The organism is Bosea sp. 685, from assembly GCF_031884435.1.
Classification (GTDB): Bacteria; Pseudomonadota; Alphaproteobacteria; order Rhizobiales; family Beijerinckiaceae; genus Allobosea.
In genome coordinates this window covers 3,601,520-3,624,839 of sequence record NZ_CP134779.1, presented here as the reverse complement: position 1 = coordinate 3,624,839, position 23,320 = coordinate 3,601,520, and the positions used below count along the sequence as shown (strand labels likewise).

The following is a 23,320-nucleotide window of genomic DNA, read 5'->3' as shown; positions in this document are numbered from 1 at the left end:
GATGAGTGTCGATTTCAAGAAGTTGAAGAGCTTCGTGAAGGTGGTGGATGCCGGTAGCGTGTCTCGCGCCGCTGGCATGCTGCGCACGGCTCAGCCGGCACTCTCCCAGCAGATCGCCGCGCTGGAGAGCCATTTCAAGCACAAGCTCCTGATCCGCAGCAATCATGGCATCGCGCCGACCGAAGCCGGGCTGATCCTTTACCGCCATGCCCAGCTGCTGCTGAAACAGGTCGAGCAGGCGCGGATCGATATCGAACAATCCTCGCGCTCGGTTGCAGGCCGGGTCTCGATCGGGCTCGCCACCTATTCGGCGTCGAGCGCGCTGTCGCTGCCGCTGCTCAAGGCGATGAAGACGCGCTACCCCGACATCGTCGTCCATATCAATGACAGCTTCGGCCATGTGCTGAGCGAGCTGATCATGACCGGCAAGATGGATATGGCGGTCATCTATGGATCGAGGCCGATCAAGGGCGTCGTACTGCACCCTCTGTTCCGGGAGGAGCTTGTCCTGGTGTCGCCGCCGGGCGCAGCCATCGGGACGGTTGAGGGGGAGGCACTCCCGCTCTCGGCTCTGGCCGAGGTCGACCTGTTGCTGCCGAGCCGAGGCCATTTCCTGCGCCAGATGATCGACGAGTCGCTGGCGCGCGCTCGTGTCGCGCCGCGTGTCTCCGCCGAGATCGAATCCGTCTCGTCGCTGGTCGCAGCCGTCATGGACGGCCTGGGTTCGACGATCCTGCCGGGGTCTGTGGCAGCCAGCGCCGCAGGCTTTCGCGGCGCCGATGTCCGGCCACTCATACGGCCCGCGATGACGGCTACGGTTTCCCTTTGCGTGTCCGACCATCTGCCGATGTCGGAGCCCGCGATTGCAGCGCGCTCCGTGCTGATCGAAATCGTTCAGGCCTTGATCCGGGAGGCGCCCTTCGGGTTGAAATCGGCTGGCGAGGCCGAGCGTTCCCAAGCCACGCCATAAACGCCACGCCATAAACGTCGCGCCATAAACGCTGCGCCATAAACAAAGCCTATAGCGGCAGACCGCAGTCCTGTTGGCCAGCTGTGCGTGGCTGGCTCTACCCTTCCTGTGTCGTCGCGGTGAACGGCTTGGCGGTCGGTTCGCTGGCCGCAACCTCCGCGACCTCCGCAAGGCAGGCTCAGAGGACATCATGGCCAAGCTGGCATTCGACACCGGTGGAACCTTCACCGATTTCGCGCTGCTCGACGATGGAGGCGAGGTGCATCTGCATAAGGTGCTGAGCACGCCGTTGAACCCGGCCGAGGCGGTGGTTCAGGGCGTCACCGAGCTGCTGGAGGCGTTCGGCGAGGTTATCGACACGGCCAAGCTGCAGGTCCTGGGCGCCACGACGGTCGTCACCAATGCGGTGTTGGAGCGCAAGGGCGTCGAGACCGGCTTCGTCGCGACCGCCGGCTTTCAGGACATGCTGCGCATCCGCAATGAGGGGCGCTACGATCTCTACGATCTCAACCTGCGCTATCCCGACCCGCTGGTAAGCCGCGCCAACAGTTTCGGCGCCCGCGAGCGCATCGCCGCCGATGGTGAAGTCGTCGCCGAGCTGGACGAGGATAGCGTGCGCGAGATTGCCGGGCGGCTGCGTGAAAAGGGGGTCCGCTCGGTCGCGGTCTGCCTGCTCCATGCCTATAAATACCCGGCGCATGAGCAGCGGGTCGCCGCCCTGCTGAAGGACGAATATCCCGATATCTTCGTCTCGCTCTCCTCTGAGGTCTGCCCGGAGGTGCGCGAGTTCGACCGCGCCTCGACGACGGTGGTCAACGCCTATACGCGGCCCCAGATGGCCGGCCATGTCGCCCATCTCCAGCGAGAATTCGCTGGGAAGGGCATCGATCGGCAGGTGCTGTGGATGACCTCCTCGGGAGGCCTGGTTCCCAGCCAGCGCGCAGCCGAGCTGCCTGTGCGCCTGATCGAGTCCGGCCCTGCGGCCGGTGCCGTCGCTGCCGCCGAGTTTGGCCGCATTGCCGGGGAGGGCAGTGTGCTCTCCTTCGACATGGGTGGCACCACCGCCAAGCTGTGCCTGATACCCAATGGCGAGCCCACGGTCGGCACCGATCTCGAAGTCGCGCATCACCAACGTTTCCGGAAGGGTTCCGGCTTCCCCCTCAAGATCCAGTCGATCCAGATGATCGAGATCGGCGCGGGTGGCGGCTCGATTGCCGTCAAGAACCCGCTCGGATTGCTCGATGTCGGCCCGCGCTCGGCGGGCGCCTTGCCGGGGCCGGCAGCCTATCAGCGGGGCGGTACCGAGCCGACTGTCACCGACGCCGACATCCTGCTCGGCTATATGGGGACGGAATCCTTCGTCGGCGGCTCGTTCAAGGTCTCGAAACAGGCCGCCCATGATGCGATGGCGCGCCTGGCTTCCGATCTCGGTGTGGGTGTCACGCGCTGCGCCTGGGGCATCCATGATCTCGTCAACGAGTCGATGAGCAAGGCGGCCGCGATGCATGCGACCGATCTCGGCGTCGATCCCCGCTCCCTGCCCATGGTCGCCTTTGGCGGTGCCGGGCCGGTGCACGCCTATGGCATCGCTCGCAAGCTCGGCATCAAGCGCATCATCTGTCCGACGGGGGCGGGAGTGACCTCCGCGATCGGCCTGATCATCGCCCCCGTCGCCGTCGACCTGTCCGCGAGCTTCCCGATGGGCCTGGCAGCTTGGGACGGTGCGCAGATGCGCAGGCTGCTCGGCGGCCTCGCGGCTCAGGGGGCAGAGGTCGTCTCCGCTGCCGGCGTGCCCAAGGAAACCATCGAGAACCGCTACACCGTGGACATGCGCTATGTCGGCCAGGGCCATGAGATCACGGTTGCGCTGCCCGATTTCGACCTGCCGCAGGAGGATTTCCTGGCGCAGCTCACGGCCAATTTCACCACGCTCTATCGCGAGCTCTTCGGCCGCACCGTCAATGCTGGCCTCGAGGTGATCACCTGGCGTTTGCGGGCCGGAGGGCGGAAGGGCAAGGTCACGCGCCCTCATGGCACGACGGCGGCAGAGGCCCTGAAGGGCCGGCGCGACGTCTATTTCCAGGAACTGGGCACGGCCGTCGAGACCCCCGTCTACGACCACTACAGCCTGCCGGTCGACGAACCCGTGAAGGGGCCGGCAATCGTCGAGCAGCGCGAATCGACAGCCGTGATCGGCCCGAGCGGGACAGCCCATGTCGATGCGCATGGCAACCTCGTCATCAACATCCTCTGAGGGCGATTCCGATGTCCAAGACCTCGATGGCCAAGACCTCGACTGCCAAGGCCGCCACGGATTTCAACGATCCGATCAATCTCCAGGTGATGTGGAATCGCCTGATCTTCATCGCGGATCAGGCCGATACGGTGTTGGGGCGCACAGCCTTTTCGCCGATCGTGCGCGAGAACCACGACTACGTGACCGTGCTGCTCGACAGCCGCGGGCGGGCGCTGGCCCAATGCACCTGGTCGATCCCGGTCTTCATCACCTCGCTGCCGGTCGCCGCACAGACCTATTTCCTGCCGAAATTCCCGCCCGAGACGTTGCAGGAAGGCGATGTGCTCGCCACCAACGATCCCGAGATCGGCACCGGCCATCTGCCCGACGTCACGATGATCACGCCGATCTTCAAGAACGGAAAGATCGTCGCCTATGCCGGCTCGATCGCGCATCTGCCCGATATCGGGGGCGCGCCGCTGCATTCGGAAGCCAGCGACATCTATGAGGAAGGCATCCGCTTCCCGATCGTGAAGCTGCACCGCGCCGGTGTGCCCAACCAGGACGTCCTCGACATCATCGCGGCGTCCGTGCGGCTTCCCACCGAAGTGCTCGGCGATCTGGAATCCATGGTCGCGGCCAACAACGTCATGGGCCGCGAGCTCGTGAAATTCCTCGATGAGTACGGCCTCGATGAGGTCGATGGCCTCGCCGACGCGATCCATTCGCGCTCGGAAGCCCAGATGCGCAAGGCGATCCGCGCCTGGCCCAATGGCCGCTATGAAGCCGAAGTCCTCCTCGACGGATACCATGACGACATCACGCTGAAGGCCGCCGTCATCGTTGCCGACGAGACGATCCATGTCGACTACACCGGCACCTCCGACCAGGTGCTGCACTCCATCAACTGCCGCACCAACTACCGCTATGCCCACTCCGTCTACGCGCTGAAATGCCTGCTCGATCCCGAGACGCCCAATAATGAGGGCTGCATCACGCCGGTCACGGACGAGGCGCCGCTCGGCTCGATCCTCAACCCCGAAGCCTGGACGGCCGGCAACTCCCGCAACCTCATCGGCCACGTCATCCCATCGCTGATCTTCAAGGCGCTGGAGGGCATCGTCCCCGACAAGGTCATGGGCGATAGCGGCGGGGCGCCGATCTGGGCGGCCAACTGTGTCGGCCGGCGCGATGACGGTTCGCAATATGGCTCGGTCCAGAACTTCCATGGCGGCCAGGGTGCACGAGCCGAACTGGACGGGCTCGACACGCTGAGCTTCCCCTCCAACTGCAAGGTCACGGCGATCGAGATGTTCGAGATCGCGGTGCCGGTGCTGACGGAGTGCAAGGAGCTGATCGCGGATTCAGGCGGGGCAGGGCAGCATCGCGGCGGGCTCGGCCAGCGCGTCATTCTGCGCAATCGCGCCAAGGCGCCGATGAACATCTATCTCGCGACCGAGCGCGTGCGCCACCCCTGCTTCGGCGTCGTCGACGGACAGTCGGGCACGCCCGGCAAGGTCGCCAAAAATGGTGAAGCACAGTTTCCGAAAGGCAAGGTGGTCCTCCAGACGGGCGATCGCCTCCAGGTCGAGACGCCGGGCGGCGGCGGCTGGGGACGCACAGCGGCGCGCTCAGTCGAGTTGATCGCGCTGGATCTTGCGGAGGGGCTTGTCAGCCCAGATGCAACGCGACGTATCTACGGCAAAGCCTTCGCCGCGGCGGCCGAGTAGGGCGAGTAGGGAGAGACCATGGCACTGCTCAAGGGCAAGATCGCGCTCGTCACGGGGGCCGGCACCGGGATCGGGCGCGAGAGCGCGATCCTCTTGGCGCGCGAGGGGGCAACCGTGGTGCTGACCGGACGGCGAGCCGGCCCGCTCGACGAGGTCGCCAAGGTGATCGTGGAACAGGGCGGGCAGGCTGCCAGTCGCACGCTCGATATCGCCGACCGAGGCGCCATCGTCGCGGCTGTCGCGGCCATCGAGGCCGAGCTCGGCCCGATCGATATTCTCGTCAACAATGCCGGCAGCGCCAGCAAGGTCCTGAACGCCCGCTTCCTGTCGCAAGAGGAGTGGAACGCAACGCTGAACGTCAACCTGACCGCGGTGTTCTCGCTGACGCAGGCGGTGTTGCCGGCGATGATCGCGCGCGGCGAAGGCACCATCATCACGGTTTCGTCGCTGGCGGCGCTCAATCCCAATCTGCTGGGCGGGGCGGCCTATGGTGCGGCCAAGGCGGGCGTGAAGAACTTCATGGGCTTCCTGCACAACACCTATCGCAACCAGGGCATCCGCGCGACGACGATCCTGCCGGGTGAAACCGACACGCCGATCATGAACAACCGCGCCCGGCCGCCGCTGGCGGAAGAACGCGCCATCATGCTCGATGCCCATGACGTGGCGCGCGCCGTCCTTCTCTGCGCCAGCCTTCAGCCGGGCGCCATGATCCCCGAACTGCACATCTGCCCGACGCGGATGCGCGACACCTCCGCCGATATCGAGACCGCGCGCTGGGTCGGCGCGCCCGACGACACGCCTGACAAGCCCACGCGCTGAGAGCAAGGACAAGACGATGAACGGAGCCAAATTGCGCGGCAAATTGAGCCGGGGCGAATGCGTCAGCATGCTGACGACCCATCATCTCTCCCCCGGCCATGCCGTCAGGCTGACCGAGCTCGGCGCCGATGCGATCTTTCTCGATTGCGAGCACGGCACCTGGAGTTTTGAGGATGTCCGCCTCACCGCCCAGGCCATCCGGGGCGCTGGCGGTGCCGCGATCGTTCGGCCGGACTGCCACCAGCGCTCGCTCCTGATCCGCTATCTCAACGCCGGTGCGGACGGGCTGATGGTGCCGATGATCGACACGGCCGAGCAGGCGCATGGCGTGGTCGACGCGGTTCGCTATGGCTGCTTTGCCGATCATGAGAAGCGGCTCGTCATCGGCATGATCGAGACCTTGGAGGCGATCGAGGGCATCGATGCGCTGCTCGCTGTCGAGGGGATCGACGTCTTCTTCATCGGCCCCGGAGATCTCTCGCAGAACATGGGCTATCCGCCCGCGCCACCTTTCGGCCAGCCGCGCCCGCAGGCGGTCGTCGACAAGGTTTCCGAGGCGGTCAAGGCGATCCGCGGGGCGGGTAAGGTCGCCGGCACATTGGCAACGGCCGATGAATTGCCGTTCTGGCGAGACAAGGGCGTGCAGTATTTCTACGTTCACTCCGACCCGTTTCTCCGTATCGGAATGAACGAGATCGCCGGCTTCCTCGCTGGGTGAGATAGCGACGCGACCGCGAAGGCCGTCACATCCCACGCCAGCTCGTTATGCTTACGGCCCTGCATCGTGCCCGGGGCTCACTCCGTGTTGAGCCATCCGGGCACGCCAGGTCGATTATCGGCCTCCGGCTGCTCCTGATCAGATACCGAGCGCGCAGCCGTCCTTGCGCGGGTCGGAGCCGCCGAGAAGCGTGCCGTTGTCCCAATCGATCCAGATCAGCCGGTTGGAACCGCGTTCACATGGCAGTAATCAGGCTGGTGCCGGCCGGGACGATGGGCGGGATCGCCGCTGCGCCGTGCAGACGCATCGCATGGGCGACCAACCCGCGCATGACATTGGCGCGCGCTGTTTGCGCGATGAAATGACGCGCCGAGGTGAAATACACGTATTCGAGCGCATTGCTGACCCCGGCAGGACCAGCCGCGGTCAGCGTCTTCGCCACGGCCTCAGACAGCGGCTGATCGGCGGCCGTCATTGTCATGCCGATCATCACGACGAGCTCGGACGTGGTATGGGGGACGTCGTAGGCGAAGGTTTTGGCGGCATCGAGGGCTGTGCGGTCGCCCGACGCCAGCAACGCGATGCATTTCAGCACGCGCAGATACAGCATGAATTCGGAACCAGGATCGGCCATCTCAATGCCACGGTCGAACAGGATGACGGCTTCCTTGAACTTGCCCCGCGCCTGCCGCAACTGCCCCATCACGGGCAGCGCGGCGGCGAAGTCGGCCGTGCGTGCGAAAGCGCGTTCGGCGAGATCCTCGGCAAGGTCGAGATGACCGCGATGGATGAAATACAACAGCTTGGCGGCCGCCAGCATCAGCAGCGGATTGTTCTCGATTGCCGGCAGACAATCCAGCACGGTGGCCTCGATCTCGCTCTCGATCTCGTCGCGTTCCTCGTTGCTGATACCGGTGAAGGGACTGGCAAGCACGAGGCGCGCGAACAGATGCAGGCCCCATTGCAGCGCGATGTCGGGATCGGCGGGATTTCGCACACGCGCTGCGCTCAATTCCTGGCCCTTCTTGAGCCAGGCCGGACTGGACGACGACAGCTGCGTCGTCGCCTTGCGCAGGCGGACGTCGAGGGGCTGGTCGGACGGCGTTCCGAGGCCCGCCGAGGCGTTGGTCAGCGCCTTTCGCAAAGCTTCGATGATGCCATGTGACACCCGCGCTGCCTCGGTTGTGAACGATGCCGTTTCGGCGGCGCCGAGATCGAGCCGGAACGCCCTGACGATCTGTCTCATTGGCATCTCACGCAAGGTGGCGGTGCAATCGAGGCGATTGCCGGCATCCTGAAAACTTACCTGCAGCACATAACGAAGCCGGTCCGGGACGACATGGCGCCAGCCCTCGACAATGACGATCGTCTGGCTGGACGTGACGCCTCTGGCGATGCCGTCACGCAGCTGCGTGAGCAGCGCCGACGCCTGCGCGCCAAAGCGATGGCCTTGTTCGACAAAGGACGGGACGATGGCCAGATAGGCATCGATCTGTCCCGTCTGTGGGGGCGCCGCCGACGGTTCGGCGATCCAGACATAGCCCTCGCCATATTGCGTGGCGATGTAACGGGGCGACTTGGCGCTGTCGCCGAGTTTTGCGCGCAGACGGTTGACCAGGAAATCGATGTTGCGGTCGGAGGACTCGTTTTCCGGCGGCGCAATCTCCTCAATTAGCCGGCTACGCGACATCAACTGATGCGGGTTGCGCACAAAGGCAAGCAACAGTGAACGCTCGTTGCGGGTGAACTGGATGGTTTTTCCGCCTCGTCGCGCGAACAGGCAAGTCTCGTCCAGGATCAGCTCTCCGAAGGAGAGACCTTGCGCTTTGCTCATACCAAACTCCGATCGCACTTGTGGGCTTATAGCTTACCCTGCCACCGTCAGGATGCAGTCAGTTGCCCTGCGCAACTTGGTTCAGTCAACACGAAGGCCGCCCGATTCTACCAGTCGGCCTTCATTGCTCGCAATGCGGGGGAACATGCATGGACCCAAGAGCAATATTAAAACGAACTTCCGAGCACGCATCGCATGCCGAATGTTGAAGTAGTGTTGTGAATTGTTTAGCGATTGTTAGAAAGTGAGATATTTCAGCAACTTACGGAGCTATAATTCTCCGCAGACCCTAGTTATCGGTTGTAAGTCTACCTCTGTCCGGTGTCGAACTTCGTGGCAAGCGCCTTGGGCGTGGAATCGATGGGGGCGGATGTGCAGTTTGGTCGGGGACAGTGGTTGACGCAGCGCGCTGCAGGCGTGGCTTTGGTGATCGGGGTGTCGGTCTCGACTGCAACACTGGCGGAAGCCGCCTGTACGCCCAACGCCGTCGATGCAACGACACCTGCGCCGGGCACCACGGTGACGTGCGATCTCACGACCACCGAACAGAATGCCCCGCACGGCTACGGCACCGGCAATCAGACGGGCATCACGATCGACGTCCTCGATAACGCGTCGGTGCAAGGCTCTGCACTGGGAGCAAGTAACGGCATCTGGGTCGGCGATGCCAAGATCCGCAACGGCGTTGGCGCTTCGATTATAGGTCAAACAAACGGCATCACCGCCGCAACGGGACCTCTCACGCTGACCAACAATGGCACGATAACCGGCACGAACGGTACCGGCGTCAGCGCGAACGGCAACATAACGCTGACCAACAACGCCGGCGGTGTCATCTCAGGTGCCAACGGCGTCGTTTCGACCAACGGCGGCATCACCCTCGATAATTCCGGAAGCATCACCGGCACGAGCGGGGCAGGCATCGATGTCCTCAACGGCGGCACGGTGATCAACCGTACTGGCGGCGTCATTTTCGGTGGGACGATCGGCATATTTGGGCGTGGTGGCTCGCTCACCCTCGACAATTCAGGAACCATTACGAGCGGAGGAGCGGGCACGGTAGCCGCCTCCTCTCAAGGTAATGTGACGCTGATCAACCGGGCCGGCGCGACGATCAACGGCAACGTCGTCGCGGGGGCCGATATGGTCGCAGAGAATTCCGGATATCTCGGCGGGGTCAGCGGCGCGACAGGCACGGTGCTCAATACGGCAACGGGCGTGATCGGGCTGGTGGGCGGCGTGCTGAATACCAACAATTTTGGCATCATCAACAGCGTCTTTGCGGGCGGCACGCTGGTCAATCACGCCGGCGCAAGCATCTCCGGCCTTGGCTTCGCGCCTGCCGTCACTGCCGCGAACCTGTCCATCACCAATTCCGGAACGATTTCAGGTAGCACGGGCATTGCTGTTGCCAATGGCGGGCTGCAGCTTGTCAACAACGTGGGAGCAAGCATCAGCGGCGCGGGGTTTGCAATTTACGGAGATGTCTCGAGCACCGGCGCGTCGATCTTCAACGCGGGCACCATCAGCGGCGGCACCAATCCCCTCTTCTTCGGCGGTGCCATGTTGTTCATGGGCGGCGGCAACACGCTGACGCTGGCGCCAACCTCCGTCATCTCCGGCCAGGTCCTCGCTCCTTTTGGCAGCAACACATTGCAGCTCGGCGGTAGCGGCACCGGAAGCTTCGATATCTCGCAGCTCGGCCTGGACCCAGCACTTCAATATGTCGGCTTCACCACCTTCAACAAGATCGATAGCTCGCTGTGGTCGCTGACCGGTACCTCACCTTATAACGGCTCCGTCAACGTCAATGGCGGCACGCTCATCGTGAACGGCAATCTCGCTGCCGCCAGCCTGCTCACGGTCAATGCCGGTGGCATACTCGGGGGCAACGGTGTGCTCGGCGCTACCGTCATCAATGGCGGCACGCTGGCGCCCGGCAATTCGATCGGCACGCTCACCATGAGCAGCCTGAGCATGACTGCGGCCTCGACCTATCTGGTGCAGGTTTCCGGAATTTCGTCGGACAAGACCCTCGTCACAGGCTCTGCCTCCATCGCCGGCAAGGTCAGCGTCGATCCGCTGGCACGTCTCAACTCGACCACGACCTTTACGATCCTCAAAGCGGGCACGCTTAGCGGCACATTCGACAGCGCCTCTGTAATCAATAATTTCGCCCGTAACGCACGGCTGAGCTATGACGGCGACTACGTGCTGTTGACCCTCGATCCTGGCCTGCTGTCGCCGAACCTGACGGGCACGGCCTCGATCAACCAAAGAAGGGTCGCCGCCGGTATCGACAATGCGCTTGAGGGCGGTGCGAACTTGTCGACGTCGTTCAACGGGCTGTTTGCGTTGAACGGCGACAATCTCCTCAATGCGCTGACGCAGATCTCCGGCGAGGCGTCCACCGGCGCGCAGCAGACCACCTTCGATGCCATGACCCAGTTCATGGGCGTCATGACCGATCCCTACACCGCTGGGCGCAGCGGCAGCGCGCCGGGTGCTCTTGCTTTCGCTGCAGGGAACGACCCGCTCGCTTACGCGCCCGACGGCCGCAAGCGCACGCGCACTGAGCGCGATGCCTTTGCGATGTTCGCCAAGGCGCCGCCGCGCGCTTACGAGGCGCGCTGGAATGTCTGGGCTGCCGGCTTCGGCGGCTCGCGGACCACCGATGGCAACGCGGCACTCGGCTCGAACCGCGTCACCGGCAAGATCGCCGGCGTGGCCGTCGGCGCCGATTACTGGCTCTCGCCGTCGAGCGTGGCCGGCTTCGCGCTCGCGGGTGGCGGCACCGGGTTCTCGGTGTCAAATGGAGGCAGTGGCCGGTCCGATCTGTTCCAGGCCGGCGCCTTCGTGCGCCATGGCATCGGATCGTCCTACATCACCGCGACCGCAGCCTATGGCTGGCAGGATATCAGCACTGATCGTCTGATCACCGCCGTAGACACCGAGCGCTTGCGCGCAAGCTTCAACGCCAATGCCTTTTCCGGCCGGATCGAAGGCGGCAATCGCTGGCTGGTACCGGAGCTCGGCGGCATCGGCCTGACGCCTTACGCAGCAGTTCAGGTCACCGCCTTCCATCTCCCGGCCTATGCCGAGACATCGCTCAATGGTGCCGGCGGCTTCGCGCTCAATTACTCCGCCAACACCGCCACCGCGCCCCGCACCGAACTCGGCCTGCGCGGAGACAAGTCATGGGCCTTGGCGGAAGGGCTTCTTACGCTGCGCGGCCGTGCCGCCTGGGCGCACGACTACAACACCGATCGCAATGTCAGCGCCGTGTTCCAGTCGCTGCCCGGCTCGACCTTCACCGTCAACGGTGCCCGCGCCGCCCGCAACGTCGCGCTCACATCGGTTTCGGCAGAGCTGTCCTTCAACAGCGGCTGGTCGGCCTCAGCGACGTTCGAAGGCGAGTTCTCCGACGTCAGCCGCAGCTATGCCGGCAAAGGCGTGCTCCGCTACACATGGTAGCGCTGCAGGCGCCCGCGCATGCCCGCCGCATTGCCGAACTGAACCAGGCCGGACAGCTTGATGGGCGATATCGCATTGCCGACTATGGCGGTCCACAAGGACGCGGCTCGGATTTGACAGAGCCGCAGACGCGTTTGGAGCCGCTTATTTGCCGAGTTGGGGCACGGGTTCGCTTACGGCCCTGCATCGTGCCCGGCGCTCACTCTGTGTTGAGCCATCCGGGCACTCCAGGTCGATCATCCGCCTCCGGCTCCTGATCAGATACCGAGCGCGCAGCCGTCCTTGCGCGGGTCGGAGCCGCCGAGCAGCGTGCCGTTCTCCCAATCGATCCAGATCGCCTGGGCGCCGCCGATCGGCGTCTTGGCCGGCTGAACCTTGAAGCCCCGGCTTTCGAGCGCAGCGCCGCAGGACGCCAGCAACCGGCCTTCGAGCTCGACGGTTGCGGTGCCGGGCAGGGGGAACAGGCGCGGCAGGTCGATTGCGCTTTGCAGGTCGAGGCCGTAGTCGAACAGCTTCGACAGGAAATGGGCATGACCCATCGCCTGGTAATGCCCGCCCATCACGCCGAAGGACAGGCAGACCCGGCCATCCTGCGCGAGCATGGCGGGGATGATGGTGTGCATCGGGCGCTTGCGCGGGCCGACCGCGTTCGGGTGGCCCTGTTCGAGCACGAAGCTCTGGCCGCGATTATGGAGCAGCACACCCGATTTCGGCGTCAGCAAGCCGCTGCCATAGGGGTGGAAAATCGAGTTGATGAAGCTGACCGCATTGCGATCCTTGTCGACGACGGAAATATAGACCGTGTCGCGATGCTCGGCGCCGCCGGTCAGAGCCGGCAGTGGCGCGGTCGCGCGCGCCGGGTCGATCCGGGCGGCGAGCTCATCGGCAAGCGCGTCCGAGAGCAGATAATCGACCGGCACAGGGCTGAGCGCCATGTCGGCGACGAACTGGTCGCGCGCGGCATAGGCCAGGCGTGTCGCCTCGACCTCGATATGCAGGTTCTCGACGGCGAGCGGGCCGGGCTTCGGCGTGAAGCGCTCGAGGATCTTCATGATCATCAGGGCGACGATGCCCTGGCCGTTGGGCGGGATTTCATAAACGGTGCGGCCGCGGAACTGCGTGCTGATCGGCGTGACGTATTCGCCCTCGGCCGTGGCGAAGTCCTCCAGCGTGTGCAGGCCACCCGCCGCCTTGAGATAGTCCACGATCTCGGCGGCGACCTCGCCGCGGTAGAAGGCATCGCGCCCGTCGCGGCCGATCGCCTCCAGGGTCGCTGCCAGGTGGGGCTGGTGCTGGACCGTGCCGGCAGCCGGCGCCTCGCCATTGACCAGGAAGGTCGCGGCTGCATTGACATCCTGCCGCAGCAGATCGCGCTGGTTGCCGAGATCATAGGCGACGCGTGGCGTGATCGCGTATCCGTCGCGGGCAAGCTTGACCGCCGGTTGCAGGATCTCGGCAAGCGGCATCCGGCCATGATCCTTGACCAGTCGCGTCCAGGCGTCGACGGCGCCCGGCACTGTCACGGCATGGGGCGAGTGCCGTTCGATCGTGGTGATTCCGGCGGTGCGATACCAGTCGAGCGTGGCCGCAGTGGGCGTGCGGCCCGAGCCGTTATAGCCGCGGATATCGGTGCTGCCGCCCTTCGAGATCAGGGCGAAGCAGTCGCCGCCGATGCCGGTCGAACCCGCCTCGACGACGCATTGCACGGCGCAGGCGCCCACGGCCGCATCGACCGCATTGCCGCCGGCGCGCAGGATGTCGACGGCGACGAGTGTCGCCGCCGGATGCGAGGTGGCGGCCATGGCCTCGCGGCCGATGGCAAGGGAACGTCCGGGAAGCTCGAAGTCACGCATGGCAGGCCTGATCTTGGTTGGCCGCAGGCATCGACGCCGACGGCGGTGGGTTCATCATGACGGGCTCGCCCGGAAGGCAGCGTTGCTGCCGTCCGGGCCTGCGTTGTCAGCCCTTGCGCAGATTGGTGAAGACGGGAACGCCGTTCAGCATGCCGGTCAAGTTCTTGCGATAGGCGACGGGTTGGAAATACTGCCCAGCCGGGACATAGGGCACATCCTGCATCGCCTGCAGTTCGATCTCGCGGGCGATCGCTTTCTGCTCTGCCAGAGTTGCCGCCTCGAGCCAGCGGGCGCGTAGCGCTTCGATCTGGGGGCTTTCGGGCCAGCCGGGGCCGGCTTTGGGACCATTGCCACGCAAGGGCGAGCTCGTCGCCGGTGAGCCGAGATCAAGCCCCGACCAGTAGGTGACGTAGCAGCTCCAGCCACCTTGCTCGATCGGGGTGCGATTGGTGATACGCTGCAGCACCGTGCCCCAATCGGCCGCGACGAAGTCGATATTCGCACCGATCTGACGCAAGGCGTCGGCCGCAACATCGCAAACCAGCGAGATGCGCGGCACGTCCTGGGCCGCGAGGAAGACGATGCGCTCGCCCTTATAGCCCGCGTCAGTCAGCTCCTGCTTGAGCTTGCCGAAATCCTTCGGCCCTTTCAGTGCCGACGCCACGGCGTCCGACGCCATCGGCGAGTTGCTGGGAAAGAAACCCATGCTGCTGCGCTCGACCTTGGGATCGCCGCCGCAGACCGCGTCCATGCAGGCCTGCTGGTCGAGGGCCTTGAGGATCACGCGTCGGATGGCCGGATTGTTGAACGGCGCCTGGGTATGGTTGAGGCGCAATTGGCCGGCCATGCCGCTGGTATCCTTGACCTCGACGACGATGTTGGGGTCCTTCCGCAGCAACGGCAGCAGGTCGATCAATGGCTGTTCGATCCAGTCGACGGCGCCGGTCTGGAGCGCCGAGACCGCTGTCGCTGCGTCCGGCATGACGTTGAACTCGATGCGGTCGAGATAGGGCGTGCGCGGCCCGGCCGTGAAGCTCGGCGTGCCGCTGGGACGCGGCACATAGCCCTGGTGACGGGCATAGACATGGCGGGCGCCCGAGACGCGCTCCTCCTTGACATAGCGGAACGGGCCGGAGCCGATCGCCTCCGGGATCTGCTTGAACGGGTCGGTCTCGGCCAAGCGCTCGGGCATGATCGCCGCGACGAGCGCGCTCGGGCGCGCCAGCGCGGCCGGCAGCAGCGGGAACGGCTTCCTGAGCCGGAAGACGATGGTGCGGTCGTCGGGCGCCGAAAGCTCATCGGTCACCGCCATCAGCGCCTGGCCGAAGGCATCGCGCGCGCCCCAGCGCTTGATCGAGGCGACGGCGTCGCGCGCCAGCACCTTGGCTCCGTCATGGAAGACCAGGCCCGGCCGCAGCGTCAGGGTCCAGCGCTTGCCGTCATCATCGACGACATGGCCTTCGACCATTTGCGGCTGCGGCTGCAGGGTTTCGTCGAGGCCGTAAAGCGTGTCCCAGACCAGGAGCGCATGGGTGCGGGTCGAATAGCCGGTCGTCCAGATCGGATCGATGATCGCAACGTCCGAATAGGGCACGAAGCGCAGAGTCTTGGCATCCTGCGCAAGCGCGAGATGCGGCGCCGCGGGCAGGAAGGTTGCAGCGGCGGCGGAGGTTTTCAGAAACTGGCGTCTGTCCATGTCATTCCCCTGTCATTGATGTCTTGTGCTCGGCGTGCAGGCCGCTGCGGGCCCTTGTCGCGCCTGAAATCGGATCGCCTTGGCGAACCCCTCCCGATGTATGGCTAAGGCAGTTGCAGTGCGCTCGAAGCGGGCTGATTGGCGCGGCGCGGCTTGCCATTCGCGAGATTGCCGTTCGCGAGATTGCCGCTGCGCAGGAACTCGGCGAGGCGCGGCGCCGTGCGCATGACGTGGTCGCGCATGGTCTGCTCCGCGAAGGCGGCATCGCCCGTCTTCATCGCCTCGACCACGACATGCTGGGTCTGGGTGGCGGTGCGCGGCCGGTCGACATGGTGGAGCCAGATCCGCATATAGGGCTCGACGGCGATATGCAGCGCCGAGATTTGCCGGACCAGCTTCGGCCGGCCGCTGAGCTCGCAGATATATTCGTGGAAGGCCTGGTGATGGCTCAGCCAATCGCCGCCGCCGGCCTCGCCGCTGCGCTCCATCCGCTGAATGAAGGCGTCGAGTTCGGCCAGAACCGCGGCATCGACGCGCGGCATGGCGAGGCGGACCGCCAGTCCCTCGAGCACCGAGCGCATCTCGAACGCCTCGAAGATCTCGTCGATGGTCAGGCCGGAGACCACGCAGCCGCGGTTGGGCCGGATCATGACGAGCCCTTCATTGGCGAGGCGCTGGAACGCCTCGCGCACCGGCATGCGGCTCATCGCCAGTTCCTGCGCGATCGTCTCCGGGATCAGCCGCTCGCCCGGCTGGTAACGCCCGGCGCGGATGGCCTGGAGAATCGCGAGATAGGCCTCCTCCTGCGCCGTGGCGGCCGAAGGTGTCCGTCCAAAGCTCATGGGCCGGCTCCCTGCGAGAGCGCCGCCAACGGTGGTGGGGCGCGATTGCATCACTGTATCCAGTGATGCAATCGAAGGAGACAGAACGCAAGCGTCCGGCCTGCTGCAATGCTGCGCAAAAGCGGCTGAACTTTTTGCCCCTCTGTTCGAGCTGCCTTCAGCGCGAGCAGCCGGGTGCCGGTTGTGTCCTGCTTCCACCAGCCATGGGGCATGTTGGCCGCGGCCGTTGACGTGCTCCATATCACGCACTATTCGAAGTTACATGAAACGAGATAGCCGTCTGTCGGGAGTGCTCCACGTGCTGTTGCACATGGCAGAGCAGGATGGCCCGGTGACGTCAGAGGTGCTGGCAAAAGCGATGGGCACCAATCCGGTCGTGGTCCGCAGGGTCATGGCCGGCTTGCGGGAGCAGGGCTATGTGCGCTCCGAGAAGGGGCATGGCGGCGGCTGGACGCTGGCGCGGGATCTGGCCGAGATCACGCTGCGCGATATCTATGATGCGCTTGGCCGCCCCACGCTGCTGGCGATGGGCAACCGCACGGAGGCGCCGGGCTGCCTTGTCGAGCAGGCCGTGAATGCATCCCTCAATGCGGCCTTTCGAGAGGCGGAGGCGATTCTGCTGTCCCGCCTCGGCGACGTCACGCTCGCTACGCTGAGCGCCGATTTCCACGCCCGTCTGAGCGCGCGCTCGGGCTCGTCCCGAACGGAGATTGATCATGCCGAGTAAAGCGGGCGCCCAGCACTTCTTGGAGGTCTTCTCCGATCCGGAGCGCGTTGCCCGCTATGCGGATGGTCCCCGTCGCTTTGTGCCTGGCCTTGCCGATCTTCACCGCATGACAGGCATCCTGCTCGCGGAGCGCGCGCCGCGAGATGCCAGGGTTCTCGTCCTGGGGGCAGGCGGCGGGCTGGAACTGAAGGCTCTGGCGGAGGCGCATCCGGAATGGAGCTTCGTCGGCGTCGATCCATCCGCGGAAATGCTGGGGCTGGCAGCCCATACGCTTGGTCCTCTTGCGCTGGGTCCGCTGGGCGCACGCGTGGAGCTGGTTCAGGGCTATATCGAGGATGCGCCGGCGGGGCCGTTCGATGCGGCGACCTGCTTGCTGACGCTGCATTTCCTCGCTTCCGACGAGCGGCGGCGGACGGCGAGCGAGATTCGACGCCGGCTCAAGCCGGGCGCGCCGTTCGTGGCGGCCCATGGCAGTTTTCCGCAGGGGCAGGACGAGCGGGCGCTCTGGTTGTCGCGCTATGCGGCTTTCGCGATCACATCGGGCGTCGACGCCGACCAGGCGAACGCGGCCCGAACCGCGGTCGACACCAGCGTGAGCATGCTCAGTCCCGAGCAGGACGAAGCGATCCTGCGCGAGGCCGGGTTCGCGGATGCGGCGCTGTTCTTCGCCGCCTTCACCTGGCGCGGCTGGATCGCGCATGCGTGACGATGAGCGATGCCCGTGGGCGTGGTGTCCGGATTTCACTCGGAACCACGCCGTCATTCCGGACAAGCCGCGAAGCGGCGCCGATCCGGAATCCATCGGAGGGCTCGGCGCTCTACGATGGATTCCGGGTCTGCGCTTCGCTACGCCCGGAATGACGGTGTGGTTCCGAGCATAAGCAAGAGGCGGACCGCTCGGATCTGTGCCTGATATGCCCCGATCGGACGATCACGCCGCCCGGACGAAGCAGGCGGCTTGGGTTCCAGACTGCGCGTCTTTCAGGGCAGGGCGCGCGGTTGCGCAGATCTCGACGCGGATCGGGCAGCGGCTGATGAAGGGGCAGCCCGGCGGCGGCGAGAGCGGGCTCGGCAGGTCGCCGGTCAGGATGATCTTTTCGCGCCGGCGCTGCAGGACCGGGTCCGGCAGCGGGATCGCCGAGAGCAGCGCCTGCGTATAGGGGTGCCGCGGCGCCTCGAACATCGCGTCGATCGGCCCGCTTTCCGCGACCGTGCCGAGATAGAGCACCATCGCCTCGTCGGCGAGGTGACGCACCACCGAGAGGTCGTGCGAAATGAAGAGATAGGCGAGATCGAGCTCGCGCTGCAGCTCCAGCAACAGATTGAGCACCTGCGAGCGGATCGAGACGTCGAGCGCCGAGACCGGCTCGTCGAGGATCAGGAGGCGCGGCGACAAGGCAAGCGCACGCGCGATGACGACGCGCTGGCGCTGGCCGCCCGAGAGCGCGCTCGGCAGACGCTCGCTGAAGGCCGCGGGCAGGCCGACCCGGTCGAGCAGTTCGATCACCCGTCTGCGCCGGTCGTTGCGCGACCAGCCGGCTATGGCGAGCGGCTCGGCGATGCTATCGCTGATGCTCATCTTCGGGTCGAGCGCAGCACTGGGATCCTGGAAGACGATCTGGATCTCCTGCGCCAATGCCGCCCGGTCACGGCCTTTCAGCCCGGTGACGTCGCGCCCGTCGAACAGGATGGTGCCGCCGGTCGCCTGCTCCAGCCCGATCACGGCATAGGCCGTGGTCGACTTGCCGCAGCCGGATTCGCCGACCAGCGCGAGCGTGCGCCCGGCATGGACGTCGAAGGAGACGCCATCCACCGCCTTGACCACGCCGCCGCGGGCGCCAACGCCCTGCCTCAGCTTGAAATGGACCTTGAGGTCGCGGACCTGCAGCAGCGGCGTGCTCATGCCAGCGCCTCGACGCGGGCCGAATGCCAGCAGGCGGCGGCATGGCTAGAGCATGTCCGCGTTTCTCCGAAGCGCGGAAATGCTCTGCTTTCTTGTTTTATCGCATTGTCTTCACGCGAACCGGTGTCCACTTCGCTCGAAAATGCTCTGGCCTCGACGATCGCCAAAGGCGGCGGCTCAAGGCAGGCTTCGTCGGCGAGCGGACAGCGCGTGCGGAAGCGGCAGCCATCGGGCCAGGATTCGGCGCTCGGCACCATGCCGTCGATGGTGCGCAAAATCGCCTTGCGCTGGCCCTGCAATGTCGGGATCGTCGCCAGCAGGAGCTTGGTATAGGGGTGGCGCGGCGTGGCGAAGATCGGCTCGACCGGTCCGCTCTCGACGATGCGGCCGCCATACATCACGCAGACATCGTCGGCGAGATCGGCGACGACGCCCATATCGTGGGTGATCAGCACGATCGCGGTGCCGACCTCCTCGCGCAGGCGGCGCATCAGATCGAGGATCTGCGCTTGGATCGTCACGTCGAGAGCCGTCGTCGGCTCGTCGGCGATCAGCAGGGCCGGGCGGCAGATCAGGGCCGAGGCGATCATGATGCGCTGGCACATGCCGCCGGAGAGCTCGAACGGATATTGCCGCGCCCGCCTTGCCGCATCGGGAATGCCGACACGGGTCATCATCGCGATGGCCTCCGTGCGCGCGGCTTTCCCCTGGAGTCCGCGGTGCAGGATCAAGGCTTCCTCGACCTGCTCGCCGACGCGCATCAGCGGGTTCAGCGAAGCGACCGGCTCCTGGAAGATGATCGTCGCCTCATTGCCCCGCACCTGCGACAGGGCGGCTTCATCAAGCCCGGTCAGGTCACGCCCGTTCAACCGGATCGCACCATGCTGGACCCGCGCCGCCTTCGGCAGCAGGCCGAGTACGGACAAGGCCGTCAGGCTCTTGCCGCAGCCGGATTCGCCGACGATGGCGAGGATGCGGCCAGAGCCGACCGCAAGCGAGACATGGTCGACGATGCGGTTGCCGTCGATCTCGATGACGAGATCGTCGACCGCCAGGACGGGAGCGTCGGTCGTCATCATGCCGTCGCTGCGGCCACGGCGGCCCAGGGGCTGGTCGGATGAGCCATGCCGATGAAGCCGCCGGCGGGGGCCGCCATCACGGCCGAAGGAATCGAGAAATTCACCGGATAGAGCGTGTCCTCGACGATCTCGACCGGGAAGGCGGTCGCGACGGTCGCGGCGACATCGGCTTCGGCACGCGCGTCGATCTTGATGCACGGCGTCGAGGCGTCGATGCGCGGGCGATGGAAGGTCTCCTCCAGCGAGAGGCCGAAATCGGCAAGGCCGGAGATCAATTGCAGCACCGTCGGGAAGATGGTGCGCCCGCCCGCAGCCCCGATGGCGAGCACTGGGCGACCGTTTTGGCTCAGCACCAGCGGGCACATATTGGCGAGCGGCTTCTGGCCGGCCGCGATGCTGTTGGGCTGGCCGGGGCGGGGATCGAACCACATCATGCCGTTATTCATGAAGATGCCGGCATTGGGCAGCGCGACCTTGGCCCCGAAACGCGAGAGCAGCGTGTTGGTCAAGGAGACCATGGTGCCGTCGCGATCGACCACACTGACATGGGAGGTGCAGCCGGCCTGCGGCGTCGCGGCATGGCCGAGCGTGGTCAGGCGCGTCGCATAGGCCTCGCGGATCGCGCTGGCATAAAGCAGGGCGGTCTGGGCCGGCGAGGTGTCGCGTGAGAGCGGGCCGCTTTCGAGCTTGCTGGCTGCGTCCAGAAAAGTCGGCCCGCCGCTCAGGCCGGGAAGGGCCGCGATGTCGAAATCGCGATAGCGGCCGGCAAGCGCCGGCGCCCAGGCGACCTCATAGGCGGCAAGGTCACTGGTGCGGATCGGTGAGCCGCCGGCTTCGAGATCGGCCGCGATCATGCGGGCGCTTTCGCCCTCGTAGAAATCGAGCGCGCCGGCCTTGGCGAGGCGACGCAGAAGCGTGGCCTTGCGCGCCATCGGCTTGAACCGCCGCGTATCGGCTCCGGCCTTGGGTGGGTGCCCGTCATCCAATAGCAGCGCCGCCGCAGCCGGATCGCGGGAGAGGCCCGCAGTGTCGATCGCGACGCAGAGCGCCGCGAACCAGTCGATCTCCAGCCCGCGCTCGGCATGTTCGATCGCCGGCTGCAGCGCCTCCTCCCAGGAGAGTGTGCCATGGCGTGCGAGCGCCGCTGCGAAGCCCGCGATCGCGCCGGGAACACAGATCGCGCCATAGCCGGAGACATTGCGCTCGTCGATGACGGCCGGCCAGGCGAACCAGTTGCCGCTCTGACCATCGGTCAGCGGATAATCGGCCGGATCGAGCCCGGCCGCAGCGCGGACGTTGAAGTCGAGCGTCTCGGTCGCGCCGGTCGCGCCATCGGCATGGATGAGGAAGCCGCCGCCGCCGACACCCGACAGCCAGGGCTCGACGGTGCTCAGCACCAGGGCGGTGACGACGGCGGCATCCATCGCATTGCCGCCGCGCGAGAGCACGGCCGCCCCGGCCTCGGCCGCATGACGGTTCTGGGCGGCGACGAGGCCGTGGGGCGAATGGACGGCGGGCCTCTGGACGGTGAAGGTCTGCATCAGCGCGGGGCCTTGAAGCGGAGCGGGGCGCTGGGCTCGGCCAGCCGCAGCGGCACGCTGAAGCGCTCGGCATTGCTGCTCGCGGCATGATGGGCCGCAAGCTCGCCGACGGTCGCGATCCAGACGCCGTCCGATGTCGTGACGGTGTCGAGCAGCTTTTCCAGCATCCGGACCCGGCCGGCGCGGCCGGAGATCCAGTCATGGATCGTCAGCATCATCATCCGGCCCTCGCGGTGCAGCACCTGCCATTCGTCGAGCCAGGCCTCGAGGATGCCGCCTTGCGGGGAGGGCGGGGCGCGGTCGGTCGGACTGCCGGTGAAGCGGAAATAGATCGCGTCATCGACCGCCCAGAGCACCGGCACCTGGGTGACGCCGTCGATCGTATAGGGATGGTCGAAGCCCATCAGCGAGGAATCATAGAGCCCGCGCCGCTTCACCTCCGCCAGCATGGCCGGCGTCATCTCCCAGGCCGGCGAGCGGAAGCCTTTCGGCACGATACCGGCTTGGGCTTTGAACAGGGCCAGCGATTCATCGAGCGCGCGGGCAAATTCCTCCGGACCGGCCTCGGTCGCGATCTCATGGAAATAGCCGTGCAGGCCGACCTCATGGCCGCGTTCGACGAAGGCCGGCAGCAGCTCGGGATGGTTTTTTGCCACCAGGCCCGGCACGAACATCGTCGCCTTGATACTGTAGCGGTCGAGCAGATCGAGGATGCGCCAGATACCGATGCGCGGGCCGAACAGCCGCTGCTCGATCTGCCCGAGCGTCGCAGGCGCGTCGGGAGCCAGGTTCCATTGATAGGGGCTTTCGGCATCGACATCGATGCTGAAGCAGAAGGCATTGGTTTTGCCGGCAGGCCATTCATAGGCGGCGCGGGGGAAGGTCGCGGGGGTCATCGACGCCTCCTTCACAGCGCGCTCTTCTTGTCCTGATGGACCGCGAGCGAGCCGATCGAATTGCCACCATCGACCGTCAACGTCGCGCCGGTGACATAGGATGAGAGATCGCTGGCGAGATAGAGCAGGGCGTTGCCGACATCCTCGCGCGAGGAGGGCCGGCCGAGCGGGATCTGCGAGATCGTGCTCTGGATATGCGCGTCGGTCAGTCCGCTGACCTTGCTGCCGGCGGCGAAGCCCGGTTCGAGCGCATTCGAGCGAATGCCGTATTCGGCGAGCTCGACGCCAAAACCCTTGGTCAATCGGTCGAGTGCCGTCTTGGAGGTGGAATAGACGCAGGCCGTGCGGCGCATCTTGCGCGAGGCGCCCGAGGAGATGTTGATGATCGAGCCCTTGACGCCCTTGCGCACCATCTGCGTCGCGATCTCGCGGGTCAGGATGAAGGGCGCGCGCAGATTGACCGAGAAGATCCGGTCGAACTCCTCCGTCGAGGTGTCGAGCAGGAAGCCGCTGGGATAGATCCCGGCATTGTTGACGAGGATGTCGACCGCGCCCCAGCGCTGGCCGATCTCGGCCGCGAGCGCCTTGATCGAGGCCTCGTCGGTCAGGTCCGCGGGCTTGGTGAAGCTGTCGGGACCGAGGCCGAGCGATACCGCCAAGGCGTCGAGTTCGCCGGCTTTCGCATCGGTCAAGGCGAGCGTCGCTCCGGCCTCGTGCAGCGTCTGCGCAATCCAGCGCCCGATCACGCCGCAGGCGCCGGTGACGAGCGCGCGCTTTCCCTTGATGTCGTCGAACATGGCAATGGTCCTCATAGGCGTGACGAAAAATACAACTGCTCCGTCGTCCCGGGCGGAGCGAAGCGCAGACCCGGGATCCATTCCTGAAGCGTTCCGGAATGGATCCCGGGTCTCGCGGAGCCTCGCCATCGGGCCGGCTGAACGCCGGACCCGGTGGGTCGCCCGGGATGACGGTGCGTTTTGATCAACGGTCATTGCGCTT

The 23,320-nt window shown here is 65.7% G+C and carries 17 protein-coding genes; 8 read left to right on the top strand and 9 right to left on the bottom strand.

Annotated elements, in window-relative coordinates; all coding sequences use genetic code 11:
- Position 1 precedes the first annotated feature (1 nt).
- The 5 genes from nac (at position 2) to RMR04_RS18200 (ending at position 6,476) form a co-directional block, all read left to right on the top strand.
- Positions 2-970 (top strand): nitrogen assimilation transcriptional regulator NAC, encoded by a 969-nt coding sequence (nac, locus tag RMR04_RS18220; RefSeq protein WP_311909747.1) that lies wholly within the window; start codon positions 2-4, stop codon positions 968-970.
- Between the two features lie 190 nt (positions 971-1,160).
- Entirely contained in the window at positions 1,161-3,224 is a 2,064-nt protein-coding gene (locus RMR04_RS18215; RefSeq protein ID WP_311909746.1) for a hydantoinase/oxoprolinase family protein, read from the top strand.
- Positions 3,225-3,235: 11 nt separating this feature from the next.
- Positions 3,236-4,936: a hydantoinase B/oxoprolinase family protein gene (locus RMR04_RS18210; protein WP_311909745.1), complete on the top strand. Its 1,701-nt coding sequence runs from the start codon at positions 3,236-3,238 to the stop codon at positions 4,934-4,936.
- A gap of 18 nt (positions 4,937-4,954) precedes the next feature.
- Positions 4,955-5,758, top strand: a complete 804-nt coding sequence (locus tag RMR04_RS18205) for an SDR family oxidoreductase (RefSeq protein WP_311909744.1) — start codon at positions 4,955-4,957, stop codon at positions 5,756-5,758.
- Between the two features lie 16 nt (positions 5,759-5,774).
- Complete coding sequence (locus RMR04_RS18200) at positions 5,775-6,476, top strand: HpcH/HpaI aldolase family protein (RefSeq protein ID WP_311909743.1); 702 nt, start codon at positions 5,775-5,777, stop codon at positions 6,474-6,476.
- Positions 6,477-6,711: 235 nt separating this feature from the next.
- Here the strand turns inward: RMR04_RS18200 and RMR04_RS18195 are convergent, their stop codons facing one another.
- Positions 6,712-8,310, bottom strand: a complete 1,599-nt coding sequence (locus RMR04_RS18195; RefSeq protein WP_311909742.1) for a winged helix-turn-helix domain-containing protein — start codon at positions 8,308-8,310, stop codon at positions 6,712-6,714.
- 396 nt (positions 8,311-8,706) lie between these two features.
- Here RMR04_RS18195 and RMR04_RS18190 point away from each other — a divergent pair, with 396 nt between their 5' ends.
- Entirely contained in the window at positions 8,707-11,784 is a 3,078-nt protein-coding gene (locus tag RMR04_RS18190) for an autotransporter outer membrane beta-barrel domain-containing protein (protein ID WP_311909741.1), read from the top strand.
- Positions 11,785-12,041: 257 nt separating this feature from the next.
- Here RMR04_RS18190 and ggt read toward each other — a convergent pair whose 3' ends face one another.
- From ggt to RMR04_RS18175, 3 genes are all read right to left on the bottom strand, one after another.
- Entirely contained in the window at positions 12,042-13,637 is a 1,596-nt protein-coding gene (ggt, locus tag RMR04_RS18185) for a gamma-glutamyltransferase (protein WP_311909740.1), read from the bottom strand.
- A 106-nt stretch (positions 13,638-13,743) separates the two neighbouring features.
- On the bottom strand, positions 13,744-15,333 hold the full coding sequence (locus tag RMR04_RS18180) for an ABC transporter substrate-binding protein (protein ID WP_311909739.1): 1,590 nt from the start codon (positions 15,331-15,333) through the stop codon (positions 13,744-13,746).
- A gap of 104 nt (positions 15,334-15,437) precedes the next feature.
- Positions 15,438-16,175 (bottom strand): GntR family transcriptional regulator, encoded by a 738-nt coding sequence (locus RMR04_RS18175; RefSeq protein WP_311909738.1) that lies wholly within the window; start codon positions 16,173-16,175, stop codon positions 15,438-15,440.
- Positions 16,176-16,437: 262 nt separating this feature from the next.
- Here RMR04_RS18175 and RMR04_RS18170 point away from each other — a divergent pair, with 262 nt between their 5' ends.
- Together RMR04_RS18170 and RMR04_RS18165 are read left to right on the top strand one after the other, a co-directional pair.
- Complete coding sequence (locus RMR04_RS18170; protein WP_311909737.1) at positions 16,438-16,902, top strand: RrF2 family transcriptional regulator; 465 nt, start codon at positions 16,438-16,440, stop codon at positions 16,900-16,902.
- A complete protein-coding gene (locus RMR04_RS18165) occupies positions 16,892-17,608 on the top strand; it encodes a class I SAM-dependent methyltransferase (protein WP_311909736.1) in 717 nt (238 codons plus the stop codon). Before RMR04_RS18170 ends, RMR04_RS18165 begins: the two co-directional genes overlap by 11 nt.
- Positions 17,609-17,833: 225 nt before the next feature.
- Here the strand turns inward: RMR04_RS18165 and RMR04_RS18160 are convergent, their stop codons facing one another.
- The 5 genes from RMR04_RS18160 to RMR04_RS18140 are packed head-to-tail and all read right to left on the bottom strand — an operon-like array spanning position 17,834 to position 23,118.
- Positions 17,834-18,805 carry an ABC transporter ATP-binding protein gene (locus RMR04_RS18160; protein ID WP_311909735.1) on the bottom strand — a complete coding sequence of 324 codons (972 nt, stop codon included), beginning with the start codon at positions 18,803-18,805 and terminating at the stop codon, positions 17,834-17,836.
- Positions 18,802-19,884 carry an ABC transporter ATP-binding protein gene (locus tag RMR04_RS18155; RefSeq protein ID WP_311909734.1) on the bottom strand — a complete coding sequence of 361 codons (1,083 nt, stop codon included), beginning with the start codon at positions 19,882-19,884 and terminating at the stop codon, positions 18,802-18,804. The genes RMR04_RS18160 and RMR04_RS18155 overlap by 4 nt, the downstream gene beginning before the upstream one ends.
- Entirely contained in the window at positions 19,881-21,425 is a 1,545-nt protein-coding gene (locus tag RMR04_RS18150) for a gamma-glutamyltransferase (RefSeq protein WP_311909733.1), read from the bottom strand. Before RMR04_RS18150 ends, RMR04_RS18155 begins: the two co-directional genes overlap by 4 nt.
- Positions 21,425-22,321 carry a polysaccharide deacetylase family protein gene (locus RMR04_RS18145; RefSeq protein WP_311909732.1) on the bottom strand — a complete coding sequence of 299 codons (897 nt, stop codon included), beginning with the start codon at positions 22,319-22,321 and terminating at the stop codon, positions 21,425-21,427. Before RMR04_RS18145 ends, RMR04_RS18150 begins: the two co-directional genes overlap by 1 nt.
- Before the next feature lie 11 nt (positions 22,322-22,332).
- Positions 22,333-23,118, bottom strand: a complete 786-nt coding sequence (locus RMR04_RS18140; protein ID WP_311909731.1) for an SDR family NAD(P)-dependent oxidoreductase — start codon at positions 23,116-23,118, stop codon at positions 22,333-22,335.
- Between the last annotated feature and the right edge of the window lie 202 nt (positions 23,119-23,320).